This is a genomic window from Burkholderia sp. BCC0506, assembly GCF_902833145.1.
Classification (GTDB): domain Bacteria; phylum Pseudomonadota; class Gammaproteobacteria; order Burkholderiales; family Burkholderiaceae; genus Burkholderia.
In genome coordinates, this window is record NZ_CADFEN010000002.1 from 12,345 (window position 1) to 30,554 (window position 18,210).

The following is an 18,210-nucleotide window of genomic DNA, read 5'->3' on the forward strand; positions in this document are numbered from 1 at the left end:
AGCAATGGACGAATGAATCGGGTAGCGCTAGTCTGCGATCAGCGTGAAAATAAGAGAAGCTAAATCACCTAATGCAGATTAAGGAAATCTAATGCTCGACTACGCGTTGCTCGATGCCCTCGCGGCCGTGATCCGGCACGGTTCGTTCGAGCGGGCGGCCAAGGAGCTGAATGTCACGCCGTCGGCGGTGTCGCAGCGCGTGAAGCTGCTGGAGGAGCGGGTCGGCAGCGTGCTGGTCAAGCGCGGGCAGCCGTGTGTCGCGACCACGTCGGGCGCGCTGCTGTGCCGGCATACCGAACGCGTGCAGTTGCTGGAAGCCGAACTGGGCGGCCGGATGCCTGCATTGCCGGGCCAGATCGCGAGCGCGTGGCCGACGCTGCGCGTGGCCGTCAACGACGACAGCGTCGCGACGTGGTTCATCGACGCGGTCGGGCCGTTCTGCACGGCGCGCGAAACCCTGCTCGACCTCGTGATCGACGACCAGGATTACACGGCGTCGCGCATCCGCGACGGCAGCGTGCAGGGCGCCGTGACCGCGCAGGCCGAGCCGATCCAGGGATGCCGGTCGGAGCGGCTCGGCCGGATCCGCTATCGCGCGGTGTGCTCGCCGGCGTTTTACGCACGGTATTTCGACGCGGGTATCACGCGCGATGCGCTGCGTCGCGCGCCGTGCGTGATGTTCAATCCGAAGGACGGGTTGCAGGCGCGTTTCATCCGGCGCGTGACGCGCGCGGATCTCGATCCGCCGCAGCACTGGATACCGCACGTCGCGGGCTATCTGCGCGCGTGCGAGACGGGATTGGGATGGGGGATGTGCCCGGACCGGATGGTCGACCGCCAATTGGCGGCGGGCGAGTTGATCGACATGTCGCGCGGGCGAACCATCGACATCGATCTGTACTGGCAGAGCTGGCGTCTGTCGATCGGCTGGCTGGACGATTTCAGCGCGGCGCTGAAGGCGCGTGCCGCGCTGTTTCTCGATTGACCGGCGACGTCAGGACGCGAGGCAGGCGGCGCGCGACGGGTGCGCGCCGTGCGCCGTCAGAGGTGCTGCAAGCCGTCGAAGTCGACGATCTGCACGTGGCGGCCCTGCATCTCGATCAGGCCGCGCTTCTGGAATTTCGACAGCGTGCGGCTGACCGTTTCGAGCGTCATGCCGAGATAGCTGCCGATGTCCTCGCGCGTCATCCGCAGGTTGAACTCCGACGGCGAATAGCCGCGCTTCAGGTAACGCGACGAGACGTCGAGCAGGAACGCGGCGACGCGCTCCTCGGCATTCAGCGAACCGAGCAGCATCGTCTGCGACGTTTCGCGCACGATCTGTTCGCTCATCAGCTTGTGCATGCGCAACTGCATCGAGCCGGCTTCCGAGCACAGCGCCTTGAGCGCGCTGTACGGAATCACGCAGACCGAGCTGTCTTCGAGCGCGACCGCGGTGCGCGGATGCGTATCGTCGCAGATGCCGTCGAGACCGAGCGCTTCGCCGGCGAGGTGCAGGCCCGTGACCTGTTCGCGGCCGTCATGGCGCGTCGCGACGGTTTTCAGCGAACCCGAGCGTACTGCGTACAGGTTGTCGAATGCGTCGCCTTCGCGGAACAGCGCCTCGCCGCGCTTGACGGGGCGTGCCGCGCAGATGACCGTCTCGAGGCGGCTGAGCGCTTCGGGCGCCAGGCCCTGCGGCATGCACAGGTGCCGCATCGCGCACGACGAGCAGTGCGCGGCCTGGCGGGGAGCCCAGCTACCGGCATGGGGCGTGGCGGCGGGGCGGGTGGCGACGGGCGTCAGCATGATCGTTTACTCCGGCGTTGAATCGACGAAATCATTGTCCCACCGCAAGTTGCCGCTGTCGGGTGACAAAACGTCGCGACCGGCCGCGCTCGCAGGATGCCGCTCAGGCGGCCGGCTCGTCCGCGTGGGCGGCGGCCGGGATCAGCAGCACGGGCAGCGTCGCGTGGCGCACGCATTGTTCGGCGATGCTGCCGAGCACGAGGCGGCGGAAGCCGCGGCGGCCGTGCGTGCCGAGCACGAGCAGATCGGCGCCGAACGCCTTCGCGCCGTCGAGGATCAGCGACGATACGTCGTTGAGCGATGTCGCTTCGTTCAGCCGCGTTTCGCCTTTCACGCCGGCGGCCTGCATCAGCTTCGCGAAATCCTGCGCGAGTGCGTTGCCTTGCGCGACGAGCTGATCGCGCAGCACGGACGGATCGTAACCGGGCACGTTGTAGTAGATCGCGGCGTTCTCGACGACGTAGAACGGCTGCAGCTCCGCGCCGTGCGCTTTCGCGAGCGCCAGCGCGGCATCGAACGCGTGGCGGGACGTGTCGCTGCCGTCGACGGCAACCAGAATACGCTTGTACATAGTGTCTCCGAGTGGCGGGTTGAAACGAAGTCGGCCGGACGGCCGATCGGGCCGGGCAATGCGCGATGCTGCGAGGCAGAGTAAACCAACGGGCACGATCGTGCAGCGAGATGCCCCATGTCGCGCGGTCGCGCGGTGCCTGTCTGTCGCGGCCGTGCATGGTCATGCGCACGACGCATGTTGCACCGCCCGATGCGTGTCGCGTGGTGCGGCGTGCGTGGGTCGCACAGGTCGCGTAAACGCGTGCGCATGCATCGCCATTCAATCGCAATCGCGCCGTGGCGCCATGACTTCGGTCAATGCAAGTGCGTCGATGCGATGCGCGGCATGCATGATTTCGAATGCCGATGCCGATGCCGATGCGCGGAATCGTTCGCTTCGGCACCGTGCGAGCGAGTCCGGCACGCAGTCCGATCGCGCGCGCCGGTTCACCGCCATCGATCGATGGCGATTGCCCGACGAACGATCGATTCAAACGCCGCGCCGGCTATCTCGGCACGGCCGTCAGCTCGATGACGCGCTCCGGCCGGCGGCCATGGCCCGGCCAGTACGCGCTGCCGTACATCCGATGAACGGGACCGAACGGCGCGTCGCCCGCGGGCGGCGTGTCGAAGCCTTTCTCGATCACCATGTAGCCGGCGCGCAAGGCGAACGCAGGATGGTTGCCGTCGGGGCGGCTGTCGAAACCGGCGAAGCCGTCGCCGGCTTCGGGCATCGCATTGACGAGCGACGCGTTGCTGCGCGTGACCTGATCGGGCGAGATCGGCCCGACCCCGGCGAGGCGCGCGGCTTCGCGGTGCTTGCCGTCGGTATCGACCGTGCTGTCGTGCGTGTCGTCGTTGTCGAGTTCGATGCTGCGCGGATGCGCACGGCCTGTTCGAGCGGATGGTTCCATCGCGGCGCTCCTGGCGGCGATACGCTCCGGATCCAAGCAAATCCCGTTCCGGGCACGACGGGAAAAGGCGCGCGGGCGATCGCCGCGGTCGCGCGACGCGCACTGATTTGTCATGATTTATTTCAGCTAGAAGACGCGTTTTCTACAGAGTATGATTCTTTTCCTGCGAAGCGGCGACAGGGGATGAAGTCTCGCCGCCTCTGCCCGCGCCGGGGCGCCGCAGCACCCTTAAAGACGGGTAGCGAACAACAAAGCAAGGGACTAGAGGTGGCGGACTCATGCAAGCGACTACTGCCTTCACGCACCGCGGTTATCTGTTGAATTGCGCGCCCGCACGCGCCAGTGACGGTTCGTTCAAGCCCTACGTCGTGATCTCCCGATCGAGCGACGGGGAGCTCGTCGCGAACCGTTTTTTTCCGATCGAGCTCCAGTTCAACGACGAAGGCGACGCGATCGCGCACGCGCGCGACTGGGCCGTACGCTGGATCGACGCGAGCAGCATGTCGATGTGACGCCGTCGCTCGCATGCGTGCGGCGTCGGCCGTCCGGCCGGTCGCCGGGGTGCCGCTTCCGGACAAAAAACGCGGTAATCTTGCGGAACCCGTCACTTTATTAGCGGCCGTGCAACCCAGCGCGGCTGCCCGCATTGGCATATGTCGACATCACCCGCCCGTCAGTGGGGCCTCGAAGAAATCGTCGCCGGCTTGCGCGAATCGCGCGAGGAACTCCATCGCACGCGCCATCCGCGCGGCATCCGCGAACTGCCGTCGCGCGATGCGATCTGCAAGATTGTGACCGGCCTGCGCGCGTCGATGTTTCCGACGCACTATGGCGCGCCCGACCTCACCGACGAAAGCGTCGACTACTACGTCGGCCACACGCTCGAAAGCACGCTGCGCATCCTGTCCGAGCAGATCCGCCGTGCGTTGCCGTTCCTGCCCGAGCATGCCGATACGCCGTTCGCCGAGCTCGACGAACGCGCATTCGAGATCGCGCGCGAGTTCGGCCGGCAGTTGCCGGCGATCCGCGCGCTGCTCGTCAGCGACATCCAGGCCGCGTACGCGGGCGATCCGGCCGCGCAGCACATCACCGAGATCCTGCTGTGCTACCCCGGCGTGCTGGCGATGATGCACCATCGGCTCGCGCATGCGCTGCACCGGCTCGGCGTGCCGCTGCTCGCGCGGTTCATCAATGAAATCGCCCACTCGGCGACCGGCATCGACATCCACCCCGGCGCGCAGATCGGCCCGAGCTTCTTCATCGACCACGGCACCGGTGTCGTGATCGGCGAAACCGCGATCATCGGCGAGCGCGTGCGCGTGTACCAGGCCGTCACGCTCGGCGCGAAGAGTTTCCCGGCCGATGGCGACGGCGCGCTGGTGAAGGGCAATGCGCGGCACCCGATCGTCGAGGACGACGTGGTGATCTATGCGGGCGCGACGATTCTCGGCCGCGTGACGATCGGGCGCGGCTCGGTGATCGGCGGCAACGTGTGGCTCACGCACAGCGTGCCGCCCGGCACGAGCGTCGCGCAGGGCAAGGTCCGCGAAGGCGGGAGCGCCGAGAAGCCGTAACGCGGCGGGTATCGGCGCGCCCGGTGCGCGCGGGTGTGCGCCGTGTGCGTCAGTGCTTGCCGGCGGGCGAGCGGTGCTTGTACAGCACGTCCTGGTCCACGCGGATCAGGTTCTGGCCCGCATCGACGACGAAATCCACGCCGTTGTATGCGTTGCCCGTCAGCAGCAGGATCGCGCTGGCGACGTCGTCGGGGCCCGCGATGCGCGCGAGCGGCGTCGATGCGCGGCTCGCGTGTTCGAAGTCGGCCTGCGTCTGGTCGTCGCTCGGCAGCATCAGCCCCGGGAATACCGCATTCACGCGCAGCACCGGCGCGGACGACAGCGCGAGCATCTGCGTCAGGTTGCCGAGCGCGGCCTTCGCGACCGTGTAGCTGAAATGGTCGCGGTGAAAGTTTTCCTTGATCTTCTGGTCGACCACGTTCACGACGACACCCTGCGTGCCGGCCGCGCGGGCCCGCTCGTAGAACGCGCGCGTGAGCAGGATCGGCGCGCGGCAGTTGACGGCCCACGCCTGGTCGAACGCCGCGAGATCGAAGCTCGGGAAATGGTCCTGCCAGAACACCGACGCGTTGTTGACCAGCACGTCGAGGCGCCCGAAGCGCGCATAGACCTGATCGATCAGCGCGGTGATCTGCGCGGCATCGGACAGGTCGGCCTGCAGCGCGACCGAATCGTGGCCGCATTCGGCCATCGCGCGGGCGGCGGCCTGCGCGGCATCGGCCGAACGGTCGTAGTGCACCGCGGTGCGATAGCCGTGCGCGGCGAAATACTCGGCGAACGCGCGCCCGGCCCGGCGCGCGGCACCGGTCACGAGCACGACGGGCGCGTGCGCCGTTTGCTTCGTCTGCTCCATCAGGTATTCGTCAGGTTGACCGAGGAAGGATTCGCGACGATCGACAGGAATTCGCGACGCGTCGACGGATCGGTGCGGAACGTGCCGAGCATGCGCGACGTGACCATCTCGACGCCCGGCTTGTGCACGCCGCGCGTCGAGATGCACTGGTGCGCGGCTTCGAGAATCACGCCGACGCCCTTCGGCTGCAGCACGTCGAACAGCGTGTCGGCGATCTGCACGGTCATCTTTTCCTGGATCTGCAGGCGCTTCGCGAACGCGTCGACGAGGCGCGCGAGCTTCGAGATGCCGACGACGCGATGGTTCGGCAGATATGCGACGTGCGCGCGGCCGATGATCGGCACCATGTGGTGCTCGCAGTAGCTTTCGAAGCGGATGTCCTTCAGCACGATCATTTCGTCGTAGCCGTCGACTTCGCTGAACGTGCGCGCGAGGATGTCGCGCGGCTCCAGCGCATAGCCTGCGAAGAACTGCTCGTACGCGCGCACGACGCGCGCGGGCGTGTCGAGCAGGCCTTCGCGCGCGGGATCGTCGCCGGCCCAGCGCAACAGCACGCGCACGGCGTCTTCGGCTTCTTCACGGCTCGGCCGCGAGGCGAGCGGCTGGGGCTGCGCGGATTTCTTTCCCTTACCCATGTAGTGGCTCCATCGAAGGCCGCCTGCGGCGGCCGATATCCGGCCATTGTTTCATGCTTTCGCCGGTCGTGCGTGCGGGCCGTCGCGCGCCTTTCTTCACTTCGGCCATTCGTCCTGTTCGTCATTGAACAGCGACGCGACGACGCCGCGCAGCCACGCGGTGCGCGGGTCGTTGTGGTACTTGCGATGCCAGTGCTGTTTCAGGTCGAAACGCGGCAGCGCGAGCGGCGGCTCGACGGGCACGATGAACGCGTGCTCGGCCGCATACGCATAGCCGATCGCGTGCGGCACCGTCGCGATCAGGTCGGTGCGGCTCAGGATGAACGGCAGGCTCATGAAGTGCGGCGTCTCGAGCACCGCGCGGCGCTGCATGCGCTGCTTCGCCAGGTATTTCTCGAGCACTTCCTGGCTGCGGCCTTCGGCACGCACCACCGCGTGCCCGCACGCGAGGAATTGCTCGACCGTGAACGGCGGCGTCTGCTCGAACGGATGGCCGCGCCGCATCAGGCAGACGAACCGGTGCGTGAACAGCCGCTGCTGGAAGAAGTTGTTGCCGTCGAGATCGGGAAAGTAGCCGACCGCGAGATCGATCGACCCGGCTTCGAGGCCGCGTCCGACTTCGTCGTGCGCGAGCGAGACCGAGCGCAGGTTCGCGTGCGGCGCATGCGTCGCGAACGCCTGCAGCAGCTTCGGCAGGAACACGATCTCGCCGACGTCCGACAGCGCGATCGAGAACGTATGCGTGCTCGCGGCCGGATCGAAGTCGTGCGGCGCGACGAGGCCGCGCTCGATCTGCGCGAGCGCGTCGCGCGCGGCCGGCAGCAGCGTGAGCGCGCGCGGCGTCGGCTCCATTCCGCGCGACGTGCGCACGAACAGCGGATCGCCGAAGTACTCGCGCAGGCGGCCGAGCGCCGTGCTCACGCGCGGCTGGCTCACGCCGAGCAGGTCGCCCGCGCGGCTCACGTTGCGCGTGTCGTCGAGGGCGACGAGGTAGGGAATCAGGTTCAGATCGAGCGCTTCCATCGCCGGGGCCGGTATCTCCAGAACGTATACAACATATCTCCTGAATCGCGTTGCCGCATAGTCGGGAAAGCGCTCAAATGTGTTCCACGATTCGAATTAATGTTCTGGAGACGAACAATGCGCACCCAAGTCGCGATCATCGGCGCCGGTCCGTCCGGCCTTCTGCTGTCCCACCTGCTGCGCCTGCAAGGCGTCGATTCCATCCTCGTCGAAGCGCGTTCGCGCGAATATTGCGAGAACCGCATCCGCGCCGGCGTGCTCGAGCAAGGCACGGTCGACACGCTGAACGAAGCGGGCCTGGGCGACCGGATGCGTCGCGAAGGGCTCGAACATCACGGCATCGAGCTGCTGTTCGATGGCCAGCGCCATCGCATCGACCTGTCCGGACTGACGGGCGGGCGCGCGATCACCGTCTACAGCCAGCACGAAGTCGTGCGCGACCTGATCGCGGCCGGCGTCGAGCACGGTCATCAAATGCACTTCGAAGTCAGCGACGTCGCGCTGCACGACGTCGAAAGCGCGCACCCGTTCGTCACGTTCAAGCACGCGGACGGCCGCGCCGACCGCATCGACTGCGATTACATCGCCGGTTGCGACGGCTTCCACGGCATCGCGCGCCAGACGATTCCCGCCGAGCGGCTGAAGACGTTCGAGCGCGTCTACCCGTTCGCGTGGCTCGGCATCCTCGCCGACGCGGCGCCGTCGCTCGATGAGCTCGTGTACGCGCATCACGACAACGGTTTCGCGCTGTTCTCGATGCGCTCGCCGACGGTCACGCGTCTGTACCTGCAGTGCAAGCCGGATGAAGACCTCGCCGAATGGTCCGACGCGCGGATCTGGGACGAACTGCACACGCGCTTCTCGAACGACACCGGCTGGACGCCGACCGAGGGCCGGATCACGCAGAAGAGCGTGACGCCGATGCGCAGCTTCGTGTCGGAGACGATGCAGCACGGGCGTCTGTTCCTCGCCGGCGACGCCGCGCACATCGTGCCGCCGACCGGCGCGAAGGGCATGAATCTCGCGGTGGCCGACGTCCGCGCGCTGTCCCGCGCGCTCGGCGCGCGCTACCGGACGGGCGACGCGACGCCGCTCGAGCGCTATTCGGCGACCTGTCTCGAACGCGTGTGGCGCGCCGAGCACTTCTCGTACTTCATGACGAACATGCTGCATGCGTCGCCGGACGATTCGCCGTTCGTCAATCGCCTGAAGTTTGCCGAGCTGAAATACGTGACGCGTTCGCGGGCCGCCGCGCAGTCGCTCGCCGAAAACTACGTCGGCTTGCCGTTCGACGACGCGACGGCCCCCGAGGGAACCCGCCTTGACAACGCGCTGTGCGCGACTCTATGATCGGCCCATCGTTCGCTAATCGAATCTAGGTTCGATTGGCGAACAAATGCCGGGTTCGACATCGGCCCCGGTGCGGCACGCGGCACGCGCGTGTCCCCTCGACAGGCCGCGCACGAGCCGCGGGTTCGCATCAGGAAGAGACATGGTCAACAAGATTTTCGAATCGCTTCAGTCGGCGGTTGCCGACATCCACGATGGCGCGACAATCATGATCGGCGGCTTCGGCACGGCCGGCATGCCGTCCGAGCTGATCGACGCGCTGATCGAGCAGGGCGCGCGCGACCTGACGATCGTCAACAACAACGCGGGCAACGGCGAGACGGGCCTCGCGGCGCTGCTGAAGGCGAAGAAGGTGCGCAAGATCATCTGCTCGTTCCCGCGCCAGAGCGACTCGCAGGTGTTCGACGCGCTGTACCGCGCGGGCGAGATCGAGCTGGAGCTCGTGCCGCAGGGCAACCTCGCGGAGCGGATCCGCGCGGCGGGCGCCGGCATCGGCGGTTTCTTCACGCCGACGGGCTATGGCACCAAGCTGGCGGAAGGCAAGGAAACGCGCGTGATCGACGGCAAGCCGTACGTGTTCGAGACGCCGATCCACGCCGATTTCGCGCTCGTGAAGGCGTACAAGGGCGATCGCTGGGGCAATCTCGTGTATCGCAAGACCGCGCGCAACTTCGGGCCGATCATGGCGAGCGCCGCGAAGGTCGCGATCGTCCAGGTGTCGGAAGTCGTGCCGCTCGGCGCGCTGAACCCGGAGCACATCGTGACGCCGGGCATTTTCGTGCAGCGGATCGTCGAAGTGCCGCAGGCCGCGCACGCGGCCGAGCTGGCCGCCGAACACGCTGCATCGCAAGCCGCCTGACCCGCCTGGAACTTCATATGGGACCGGAGCAAGCGCTGAAGCGCCGACTCCGATCGACAGGAAACCGACATGAAACGACTGACCCGCGATGAAATGGCCAAGCGCGTCGCCCAGGACATCCCCGAAGGCGCGTATGTGAACCTCGGCATCGGCGTGCCGACGCTGGTGGCGAACCACCTCGACCCGAGCAAGGAAATCTTCCTGCACAGCGAGAACGGCCTGCTCGGCATGGGCCCGGCGCCCGCGCCCGGCCAGGAAGACGACGAACTCATCAACGCCGGCAAGCAGCATGTGACGCTGCTCACCGGCGGCGCGTATTTCCACCACTCGGATTCGTTCGCGATGATGCGCGGCGGCCACCTCGACTACTGCGTGCTCGGCGCGTTCCAGGTGTCCGCGAACGGCGACCTCGCGAACTGGCATACGGGCGCGCCCGACGCGATCCCGGCCGTCGGCGGCGCGATGGACCTCGCGATCGGCGCGAAGCAGGTGTTCGTGATGATGGAGCACCTGACGAAGCAGGGCGAGAGCAAGATCGTTGCGCAGTGCTCGTATCCGGTCACCGGCGTGCAATGCGTGAGCCGTATCTATACGGATCTCGCCGTGCTCGACGTGACGGCCGACGGCCTCGCGGTGAGCGAAATCTTTACCGACCTGTCGTTCGACGAGCTGCAGACGCTGACCGGCGTGCCGCTGATCGACGCGACGCAGAAGGCCGCCGCCTGAACGGCAAGCATGCCGGTGCGCGCATTCGAGCGCACGCCGGCACGCTTGGGTAGACAATAGGCGCACGCCGTTTCCCCATTCCGATGCCATGCTCGAAGACAGCGCCCGCCTGACCTCCCTGATCTGCGGCACCGAGCCGCTCAACCGGATCTGGTCGCCCCGCGCGACGATCCAGCGCATGCTCGACGTCGAGGCCGCGCTTGCGCGCGCGCTCGCCGCGCAGCAGGTGATCCCCTCCGCCGCGGTCGCGCCGATCGAGCGCGCGTGCGACGCCGGCCGGCTCGACGCCGATGCGCTCGCGCACGGCGCGGCGCTCGGCGGCAATCTCGCGATTCCGCTCGTCAAGCAGCTCACCGCGCAAGTGAAGGCCGACGACCCCGAGGCCGCGAAGTTCGTGCACTGGGGTGCGACGAGCCAGGACATCATCGATACCGCGACCGTGCTGCAGCTGCGCGACACGCTCGACGTACTCGAACCGATGCTCGACGAAGCCTGTGCGTCGCTCGCGGCGCTCGCGCGCACGCATCGCGCGACGCCGATGATCGGCCGCACGTGGCTGCAGCAGGCGCTGCCGATCACGCTCGGCCTCAAATTCGCGCAGTGGCTCGATGCACTGCTGCGTCATCGCGCGCGTTTCGCCGAGTTGCGCGAACGCGCGCTCGTGCTGCAGTTCGGCGGCGCGGCCGGCACGCTCGCGAGCCTGCGCGAACACGCGGCCGGCGTGAGCGCCGCGCTCGCGGCCGACCTGAAGCTCGCGTTGCCCGCGGTGCCGTGGCATACGCAGCGCGACCGCATCGCGGAGGCCGCGTCGTGCTTCGGGATGCTGACCGGCACGCTCGGCAAGATCGCACGCGACGTGTCGCTGCAGATGCAGACCGAAGTCGGCGAACTCGGCGAACCGGCGGCTGCCGGCAAGGGCGGCTCGTCGACGATGCCGCACAAGCGCAACCCGGTCGGCTGCGCGGCCGTGCTCACCGCCGCGGTGCGCGCGCCGAACCTCGTCGCGACCGTGTTCGCGGGGATGGTGCAGGAGCACGAGCGCGCGCTCGGCGGCTGGCAGGCCGAATGGGACGCGTTGCCCGATCTCGCCCGCCTGACAGGCGGCGCGCTCGCGCAGATCGCGCAGATCGTCGCGGGCCTCGACGTGAATACCGATCGCCTCGCCGCGAACCTCGACCTGACGCACGGGCTGATCCTCGGCGAAGCCGTGATGCTCGCGCTCGGCGACCGTATCGGCCGGCTCGACGCGCACCACGTCGTCGAGCACGCGTCGAAGGAAGCCGTGCGCACCGGCACGACGCTGTTCGACGTGCTCGCCGCCGACGCGACCGTGTCGGCGCACCTGTCGCGCGATGCGCTCGCGCGGCTGCTCGATCCCGCACATTACGTCGGCGAGGCGCAGGCCTATGTCGACGCCGTGCTCGCGCTGCACGCGGGCGCGCAATAACCAGGAGAACCTTGAGATGCCTTTCGCCACTGTCAACGGCGTGAAACTGCATTACCGGATCGACCGTGCCGCACGCGACGACGCGCCGTGGCTCGTCTTCTCGAACTCGCTCGGCGCCGACCTGCAGATGTGGGCGCCGCAGATCCGCCCGCTCACGCAGCACTTCAACGTCCTGCGCTACGACACGCGCGGCCACGGCCATTCCGATGCGCCGGCCGGTTCGTACACGATCGACCAACTGGCGGGCGACGTGATCGGCCTGCTCGATCACGTCGGCATCGAGCGTGCGCATTTCTGCGGCATCTCGATGGGCGGGCTGACGGGCGCCGCGCTCGCCGCACGCTACCCGTCGCGCATCGTGCGCGCGGTGCTGTCGAATACCGCCGCGAAGATCGGCTCGCCGGAAGTGTGGGCGCCGCGTGCGCAGAAGGCGCGCGCCGAAGGCATGGCCGCGCTCGCCGACGCCGTGCTGCCGCGCTGGTTCACCGACGCATTCGTCGAACGCGAGCCGCGCCTGTTCGATGCGATCCGCGACACCTTCGTGCATACCGACAAGGACGGCTATGCGGCGAACTGCGACGCACTGAACGCGGCCGACCTGCGCGAGGAAGTGAAGGGCATCGCGTTGCCGGTGCTCGTCGTGACCGGTGCGAAGGACATGTCGACGCCGCCCGATCAGGGCCGTGCGCTCGCTGCCGCGATTCCCGGTGCGCGTCACGTCGAATTCGACGCCGCGCATATTTCGAACATCGAGTGCACCGACGGTTTCAACCGTGCGCTGCTCGATTTCCTGACTGCGTGAGGGACCGGCGATGGACGACCAGCAACGTTATGAAGCAGGGATGAAGGTGCGTCGCGCGGTGCTCGGCGACGCGCACGTCGATCGTTCGATCGAGAACCGCACCGAGGTGACGGAGGAATTCCAGAACCTGATCACGCGCTATGCATGGGGCGAGATCTGGACGCGCGACGGGCTGCCGCGCCATACGCGCAGCCTGCTGACCATCGCGATGATGGTCGCGCTGAACCGCGGCGAGGAACTGGCGCTGCACCTGCGCGCCGCGCGCAACAACGGCGTGACGCGCGACGAGATCAAGGAAGTGCTGCTGCAGACCGCGATCTACTGCGGCGTGCCGGCCGCGAATTCCGCGTTCCATCTCGCGGACAAGATCTTCAAGGAACAGGATGCGGCCGCCTGAGTGCCGGCGGTAGTCCGCCAGCGCCGCATCGCCGATGCTGGCGGGCGGTTGACGATGCACGAGCGCACCGGCAGCGAATCGGTGCGCGAACGAAGGAAGGGCGCGGCCACAGGGCCGCGCTTGTTGCATATATCAATGTTGGATCGGGCCGGAGCACGCGCTGACGCGCCCAATTCGGCCGACAAGGAGACTAGCGATGAATCGCACCCCCGTGGTCGATGTCCAGACCTTCATCAACGAGCAGCCGTTCGGCGGCTTTCAGTGGCTCGTGTTCCTCATGTGTTTCGTGATCGTGCTGCTCGATGGCTTCGATACGGCCGCGATCGGCTTCATCGCACCGTCGTTGCTGGGAGAATGGAACCTCACCAAGCCCGATCTCGCCCCCGTGTTGAGCGCCGCGCTGTTCGGCCTTGCGTGCGGCGCACTCGTGTCGGGCCCGCTGTCCGACCGGCTCGGCCGCCGCTCGCTGTTGCTCGGCTCGGTGTTCCTGTTCGGCGTCGCGTGCCTGATGTCCGCGTTCTCGAACACGATCGGCCACCTGACCATTCTGCGTTTCATCACCGGCGTCGGGCTCGGCGCGGCGATGCCGAACGCGGTCACGATGATGGGTGAATTCTGCCCGGACAAGCGCCGCGCGACCGTGATCAACCTGATGTTCTGCGGTTTTCCGCTCGGCGCCGCATGTGGTGGTTTCCTGGCCGCGTGGATGATTCCGCATTTCGGTTGGCGCAGCGTGCTGGTGCTCGGCGGCGTGACGCCGCAGCTGCTCGGCGTGTTGTTGCTGTTGAAGATGCCGGAATCGGTGCGCTTCATGGTCGCGACCGGCCAGTCCGTCGACAAGATCCGCGCCACGCTCGCGCGCATCTCCCGCGACGCGCTGAACGCCGGCTCGTTCGCGCTGACCGAAGCCGCGCCGCAGACCGGCGGCAAGGGCCTCGGCGTCGTGCTGTCGCGCTCGTACATCGTCGGCTCGGTGATGCTGTGGCTCGCGTACTTCATGGGCCTCGTGATCTTCTACGCGTCGATCAACTGGATGCCGATCCTGCTGAAGGATGCGGGCCTGACGCCGAAGAGCGCGACGCTGATCTCCGCGCTGTTCCCGCTCGGCGGCGTGGGCGCCGTGCTGTGCGGCGTGCTGATGGACCGCTTCAACGCGAACCGCGTGATCGCCGTGTGCTACGCGCTGACGGCGGTGAGCGTGTATGCGATCGGGCAGGCGGCCGGCAACGTCGGGCTGCTGGTGCTGGTCGTGTTCGTGGCCGGCGTGCTGATGAACACCGCGCAATCGTCGATGCCGGCGCTGGCCGCCGCGTTCTATCCGACCGAAGGGCGCGGCACGGGTGTCGCGTGGATGCTCGGCGTCGGCCGTTTCGGCGGGATTGCGGGGTCGTTCCTCGTCGCCGAATTGACGCGCCGGCACTTCTCGTTCGCGGGGGTGTTCGCGACGATCGCCGTCGCGGGCGTGCTCGCCTGTGTCGCGCTGCTGATCAAACAGATGGCGCGGCCGCATGGTGTGGCGCAGCCGGCAGGCAAGATCGAGTCGCTCGGGCATTGAGCGGCGTGTGGGCCGGTGCGGTGCGCCGGCCCGGCGCATGACCGGGTCGGGCCGGTCGCAAGCAGGCCGACCGGCGCACGACGACAGACCGGGCCGCCTTCGCGGCCCGTCGACATTCCGCCCGCCGCACGGCTACTCCTCCGCGTCGTGTTCCTTGACGAAGTTGCGCAGATACGCGCGCAGCGCGGCTTCCTGGCCGCGATGATCGTCGTGGTTCGCGGCGCCCATTCCTTCCTCGTCGCCGAACAGCGTCGGCGGCGCGCAGTAAGTGCCGACTTCGACGTTCTCGCGCAGCACGCGGATATCGTGCGTGAGCGGGTGATATTCGGCGATCCAGTGCATGCCTTCGATGTGCTCGCCCGTTCTCAGCATTGGCTTCATCGGCAATCTCCATGCAGCAGCGGCGCAACCGCCGAAGCGGTTGCACGCGCCCGTACCGAAAGGGTACGCCTGCATCACGTGAAGCTCAACGGGCGCGCTGGTGAGCGCTTACTGCGGCAGCAGGTGTGCAATGAGCGGGTACAGCGACAGGATCAGCAGCACGGCCATCGTCACGTTGAAGATGCGCAGCGCGCGCGGATTCGACAGGAAGCGCCGCAGGCCGAGACCGAATGCCGCCCACAGGCTGATACATGGAAAGCCGATCAGGATGAACAAGATGGCCATCCACGTGGCATTCATTCCATAGTCGGCGGACAGGCGGATCGTCGTCGCGGCGGTCAGCACCATCATCCACGCTTTCGGGTTGACCCACTGGAACGCGGCGGCTTCGATGAACGTCATCGGCCGAGGCTTGGCGCCGTGCGCCTTCACTTCGCCCGACGTGCCGATGCGCCACGCGAGGTACAGCAGGTACGCGACGCTCGCGGCTTCGAGGATCGTGTACAGCAGCGGCAGGCGCTTGAACGCTTCGCCGAGGCCGAAGCCGACGCAGAGCATCAGGATCGCGACGCCGATGCTGATGCCGAACAGGTGCGGCATCGTGCGGCGGAACCCGAAGTTGACGCCGGATGCGAGCAACATCGTGTTGTTCGGGCCGGGCGTGATCGTCGTGACGAGCGCGAACAGCATGCCGGCGGGCAGCGCGCTGAGGGTCAGGAATTCCATCGCGGAGTCTCCATTCGGTTCTAGGCTGGGATGGAGATCAGTGTAGCGGTGGTTTTCTGTACAGTACCGGTACAGTTGGATTGACGATTGCCGGTACGGGGACGGGGGAAAGGGGCGAGCGTTGTTGTTTGTGGGTTCTCAGAAAAGCTGTCTGCAGTCTTAATATGTTGTGTTTGAGGATTTGAGAAGTGAATCTGAGATAAGCGTCGTGGACGCCCAGCCGCAGGATGGCCTTCGTTTGCCTCTATCGGTATGATGGCCGACGAGATTTGATCGACCTCGCGACTTCGCGTTGACGGGCGATTAGACGGAGGTAGGCGCCGATTTCGCAATGGAGAATACGTAAATTTATGCATCTACGACGCCTATGTCTTCTGCTTAGTAAAAAATCCTCATGCCTTATTTGGGCGCTTGGCCAACTTTGACTAAAGAGCGCATTTCCTTGGAAGTTCGAACTTCACTCCGGTGACTCCTTTTGCGGCCGTGACATAATTCTCATCACCTAAGGACGCCGTTCGATAATTGGATGGCATCTTGCACTCTACACCTGGGTACATATCAAGCTCGTATATCGAGTTACCAATGAGCCATTCTATTCTTGGATTGTTCTCGCCGAGAGCGTGCAGAAAAATTTTTGGTGTAACGGCTCCAATCACGGAATAGAAGATTGTTTGGAAAATAACCGTCGCAATCATGTAGCGGTATTTTTCGCTTTTAATTTCAATGCCTAAAATCCATTTCGTGATTCGTGGCGAGTCATTCATGAATTTTGAGATGTATATCGCGGCTGGGGTGAGGATTATGGATAGTGGCACATAGATTGCCCCGGCGGCCACAAACAGGAAGGGAATGGTGAAGATCGCGAGAAATGACAGGGTGTGCGGGAATGTCGAAGCTGGAACGTGCGTCAATTCACCGATGACTTTTCCTGAGATGCTAAAGGCGAGATTGGAGCCAATGGCAAATGCAATCGCAATAAGGCCTTTTCCAATCAAGGTGCTGGAAAGTGAGACGTATATTCGACAAATATCATATGTTGCTACGCCGAGACAGTATGTGTAGAACAAAAATAGAAGTGGGACGAACAGCGTTTTGGGATCCAGCAAGTAGATATAGATCAGGAATGGAATGCACAGTACAACGTTAAGGTACAGTTGCTGATGGCGACTGAGCCCTTCATACCAACTTAGTGAGATGTTTATAATATTGGAAAATAAGAATCTCCCGGGATAATTGATCTGCAAGATTCTTATGCTGATGGTCGGAATTAGTAATATTAGGCTTGTGGTGAGGTATACGGTTCGCCAACTGGCTGGAATTAAAGTCGTCAATACCGCCAGCATCACAATGCATACGGATACTCTCTTTAATAAGTCCCGAAAACTTTCACGTCGACTCGGAGATGGGCGTGGATTGTTGTCGACAGGTTTGGGATTTTTTGATTTTTCGCTATTCTGCATCAATTGATTCAATTGTTGATGGGTTGTCGTGTTTTGGGGTGTGATGCCCGTTCCTGATATCGGCGGGAAGAAGAATAACTTTAGATTTGATGTGCCAATGGCAAATGTCGATATGCAGCAGCCGATCTTTGTTGTGATATGAATATCAAGAAAAGTGATTTTTAGTCTGATATTGGTGAGTGATGCATATTGTGTTCATGTGGAGGTTTGATGTGGCTTGGGCTGCAGAGGAGCTGACATCAAGTAGTCACGATCCAAAATTCATGCTCAGGGAATCCTGGTTCCCACCTTGGTTGAGGCCATATCGTGCTCACCATCACTTTGATTCCGGCATTTCGTCGATAGTTGCGAGCAGTTCACTATCCTAACGATGTCGCGCAAAAGATGCAGGACTCAAGCTAACGGCGATGAGCCTTGTCGTCAGGGGGCGAGATACCTGGGCCGGGGCGCGATGTTCGCAAAGACAATTTTTCTGAGAATTTACGGCCCAGGGACATCTTTTCTGAGATGGGCGCAATGCGATTTTCTCAGAAAATGTGTCCAAGTCCTTGATTTGTCTAGGGGGCCAAAGACACCTTTTCTGAGAGCCCACAGTTGTTATATGTTAGATCGACATCATCGTGTCGTTGTTGTCGCACTGAGGGCACTCAACCGCCACTTCACTTCGAACGCTTATCGGTAGAGGCAGGAGCGGGGAGCGCGAACGGCTGACGCTAAGCTATGAAGGGCGTAACTCGGCCAGGTCTCCTCCAACTGCGTTCGTCTTAAGTGGCATGCCTGCGATGACATGAGCCACATATTGGCCATCCTCGGGGAGCGGCTGGTTGCGGGGCGGGAGTACAAGATCGATGTCCATCTGTTCCGGATCATTGCGGAACAAGGTGAGGTCAGTCCGACCACATCGGGGATTCACCAGGACGGGTTGGAATGGGTCTTCATGCATTTCATCGACAGTCGCAATATCCGGCCGGTCGTATCGGAGATCCACGCGTCGAAAGTTTCCACCGTCCCCTTGTTCGCACGGCCGCTGACGGATTTCCTCGATACCGTGATCGTGAACGATGCCGTGCTGTACCACAGTGCCAATGCCGTTCAGCAAGCCAACCCGGACGAACTCGCGTTCCGGGACATGTTGCTGATTTCCTTTTCCTCAGCGAGATGAGCTGCC

The 18,210-nt window shown here is 64.7% G+C and carries 20 protein-coding genes; 11 read left to right on the plus strand and 9 right to left on the minus strand.

The window, feature by feature from the left end; all coding sequences use genetic code 11:
* Positions 1–91: 91 nt before the first annotated feature.
* Positions 92–985, plus strand: a complete 894-nt coding sequence (locus HWX62_RS04130) for a LysR family transcriptional regulator ArgP (protein WP_059581311.1) — start codon at positions 92–94, stop codon at positions 983–985.
* A 56-nt stretch (positions 986–1,041) separates the two neighbouring features.
* Here HWX62_RS04130 and fnr read toward each other — a convergent pair whose 3' ends face one another.
* The 3 genes from fnr to HWX62_RS04145 all read right to left on the minus strand — a co-directional run bounded on the left by fnr (position 1,042) and on the right by HWX62_RS04145 (position 3,254).
* Positions 1,042–1,788: a fumarate/nitrate reduction transcriptional regulator Fnr gene (gene fnr, locus HWX62_RS04135; RefSeq protein ID WP_175930415.1), complete on the minus strand. Its 747-nt coding sequence runs from the start codon at positions 1,786–1,788 to the stop codon at positions 1,042–1,044.
* A 103-nt stretch (positions 1,789–1,891) separates the two neighbouring features.
* Entirely contained in the window at positions 1,892–2,359 is a 468-nt protein-coding gene (locus HWX62_RS04140) for a universal stress protein (RefSeq protein WP_175930414.1), read from the minus strand.
* 487 nt (positions 2,360–2,846) lie between these two features.
* Entirely contained in the window at positions 2,847–3,254 is a 408-nt protein-coding gene (locus HWX62_RS04145; protein ID WP_175930413.1) for a DUF3005 domain-containing protein, read from the minus strand.
* A gap of 278 nt (positions 3,255–3,532) precedes the next feature.
* Here HWX62_RS04145 and HWX62_RS04150 point away from each other — a divergent pair, with 278 nt between their 5' ends.
* A complete protein-coding gene (locus HWX62_RS04150) occupies positions 3,533–3,766 on the plus strand; it encodes a hypothetical protein (protein WP_175930412.1) in 234 nt (77 codons plus the stop codon).
* A gap of 141 nt (positions 3,767–3,907) precedes the next feature.
* Positions 3,908–4,828 carry a serine O-acetyltransferase EpsC gene (gene epsC / locus HWX62_RS04155; RefSeq protein ID WP_175930411.1) on the plus strand — a complete coding sequence of 307 codons (921 nt, stop codon included), beginning with the start codon at positions 3,908–3,910 and terminating at the stop codon, positions 4,826–4,828.
* A 49-nt stretch (positions 4,829–4,877) separates the two neighbouring features.
* Here epsC and HWX62_RS04160 read toward each other — a convergent pair whose 3' ends face one another.
* From HWX62_RS04160 to HWX62_RS04170, 3 genes are all read right to left on the minus strand, one after another.
* Positions 4,878–5,681, minus strand: coding sequence for an SDR family oxidoreductase (locus HWX62_RS04160; protein ID WP_175985095.1), 804 nt, complete (start codon positions 5,679–5,681; stop codon positions 4,878–4,880).
* Entirely contained in the window at positions 5,681–6,316 is a 636-nt protein-coding gene (folE, locus tag HWX62_RS04165; protein WP_175930409.1) for a GTP cyclohydrolase I FolE, read from the minus strand. The genes HWX62_RS04160 and folE overlap by 1 nt, the downstream gene beginning before the upstream one ends.
* Positions 6,317–6,412: 96 nt before the next feature.
* Positions 6,413–7,339 (minus strand): LysR family transcriptional regulator, encoded by a 927-nt coding sequence (locus HWX62_RS04170; protein ID WP_175930408.1) that lies wholly within the window; start codon positions 7,337–7,339, stop codon positions 6,413–6,415.
* A 117-nt stretch (positions 7,340–7,456) separates the two neighbouring features.
* Here HWX62_RS04170 and pobA point away from each other — a divergent pair, with 117 nt between their 5' ends.
* The 7 genes from pobA (at position 7,457) to HWX62_RS04205 (ending at position 14,475) form a co-directional block, all read left to right on the plus strand.
* Positions 7,457–8,689 carry a 4-hydroxybenzoate 3-monooxygenase gene (gene pobA / locus HWX62_RS04175; protein WP_175930407.1) on the plus strand — a complete coding sequence of 411 codons (1,233 nt, stop codon included), beginning with the start codon at positions 7,457–7,459 and terminating at the stop codon, positions 8,687–8,689.
* A 142-nt stretch (positions 8,690–8,831) separates the two neighbouring features.
* Positions 8,832–9,548 (plus strand): 3-oxoacid CoA-transferase subunit A, encoded by a 717-nt coding sequence (locus HWX62_RS04180; RefSeq protein ID WP_175930406.1) that lies wholly within the window; start codon positions 8,832–8,834, stop codon positions 9,546–9,548.
* Between the two features lie 69 nt (positions 9,549–9,617).
* Positions 9,618–10,274, plus strand: coding sequence for a CoA transferase subunit B (locus HWX62_RS04185; protein ID WP_175930405.1), 657 nt, complete (start codon positions 9,618–9,620; stop codon positions 10,272–10,274).
* An 88-nt stretch (positions 10,275–10,362) separates the two neighbouring features.
* Positions 10,363–11,721, plus strand: a complete 1,359-nt coding sequence (locus tag HWX62_RS04190) for a 3-carboxy-cis,cis-muconate cycloisomerase (RefSeq protein WP_175930404.1) — start codon at positions 10,363–10,365, stop codon at positions 11,719–11,721.
* Between the two features lie 16 nt (positions 11,722–11,737).
* Positions 11,738–12,523 (plus strand): 3-oxoadipate enol-lactonase, encoded by a 786-nt coding sequence (pcaD, locus tag HWX62_RS04195; RefSeq protein ID WP_175930403.1) that lies wholly within the window; start codon positions 11,738–11,740, stop codon positions 12,521–12,523.
* Between the two features lie 10 nt (positions 12,524–12,533).
* Positions 12,534–12,920, plus strand: a complete 387-nt coding sequence (gene pcaC, locus HWX62_RS04200) for a 4-carboxymuconolactone decarboxylase (RefSeq protein ID WP_040138995.1) — start codon at positions 12,534–12,536, stop codon at positions 12,918–12,920.
* A 196-nt stretch (positions 12,921–13,116) separates the two neighbouring features.
* Positions 13,117–14,475, plus strand: a complete 1,359-nt coding sequence (locus HWX62_RS04205) for an MFS transporter (protein WP_175930402.1) — start codon at positions 13,117–13,119, stop codon at positions 14,473–14,475.
* 132 nt (positions 14,476–14,607) lie between these two features.
* Here HWX62_RS04205 and HWX62_RS04210 read toward each other — a convergent pair whose 3' ends face one another.
* From HWX62_RS04210 to HWX62_RS04220, 3 genes are all read right to left on the minus strand, one after another.
* The gene (locus tag HWX62_RS04210; RefSeq protein ID WP_175930401.1) at positions 14,608–14,856 is read right to left on the minus strand and encodes a hypothetical protein; all 249 of its coding nucleotides are present in this window, start codon (positions 14,854–14,856) and stop codon (positions 14,608–14,610) included.
* Between the two features lie 108 nt (positions 14,857–14,964).
* Entirely contained in the window at positions 14,965–15,582 is a 618-nt protein-coding gene (locus HWX62_RS04215; protein ID WP_175930400.1) for a LysE family translocator, read from the minus strand.
* Positions 15,583–16,007: 425 nt separating this feature from the next.
* Positions 16,008–16,826 (minus strand): hypothetical protein, encoded by an 819-nt coding sequence (locus HWX62_RS04220; RefSeq protein ID WP_175930399.1) that lies wholly within the window; start codon positions 16,824–16,826, stop codon positions 16,008–16,010.
* Positions 16,827–17,829: 1,003 nt separating this feature from the next.
* On the opposite strand from HWX62_RS04220, the gene HWX62_RS04225 reads away from it, so the two are divergent.
* A complete protein-coding gene (locus HWX62_RS04225) occupies positions 17,830–18,204 on the plus strand; it encodes a 2OG-Fe dioxygenase family protein (protein ID WP_244135956.1) in 375 nt (124 codons plus the stop codon).
* Positions 18,205–18,210: the final 6 nt, after the last annotated feature.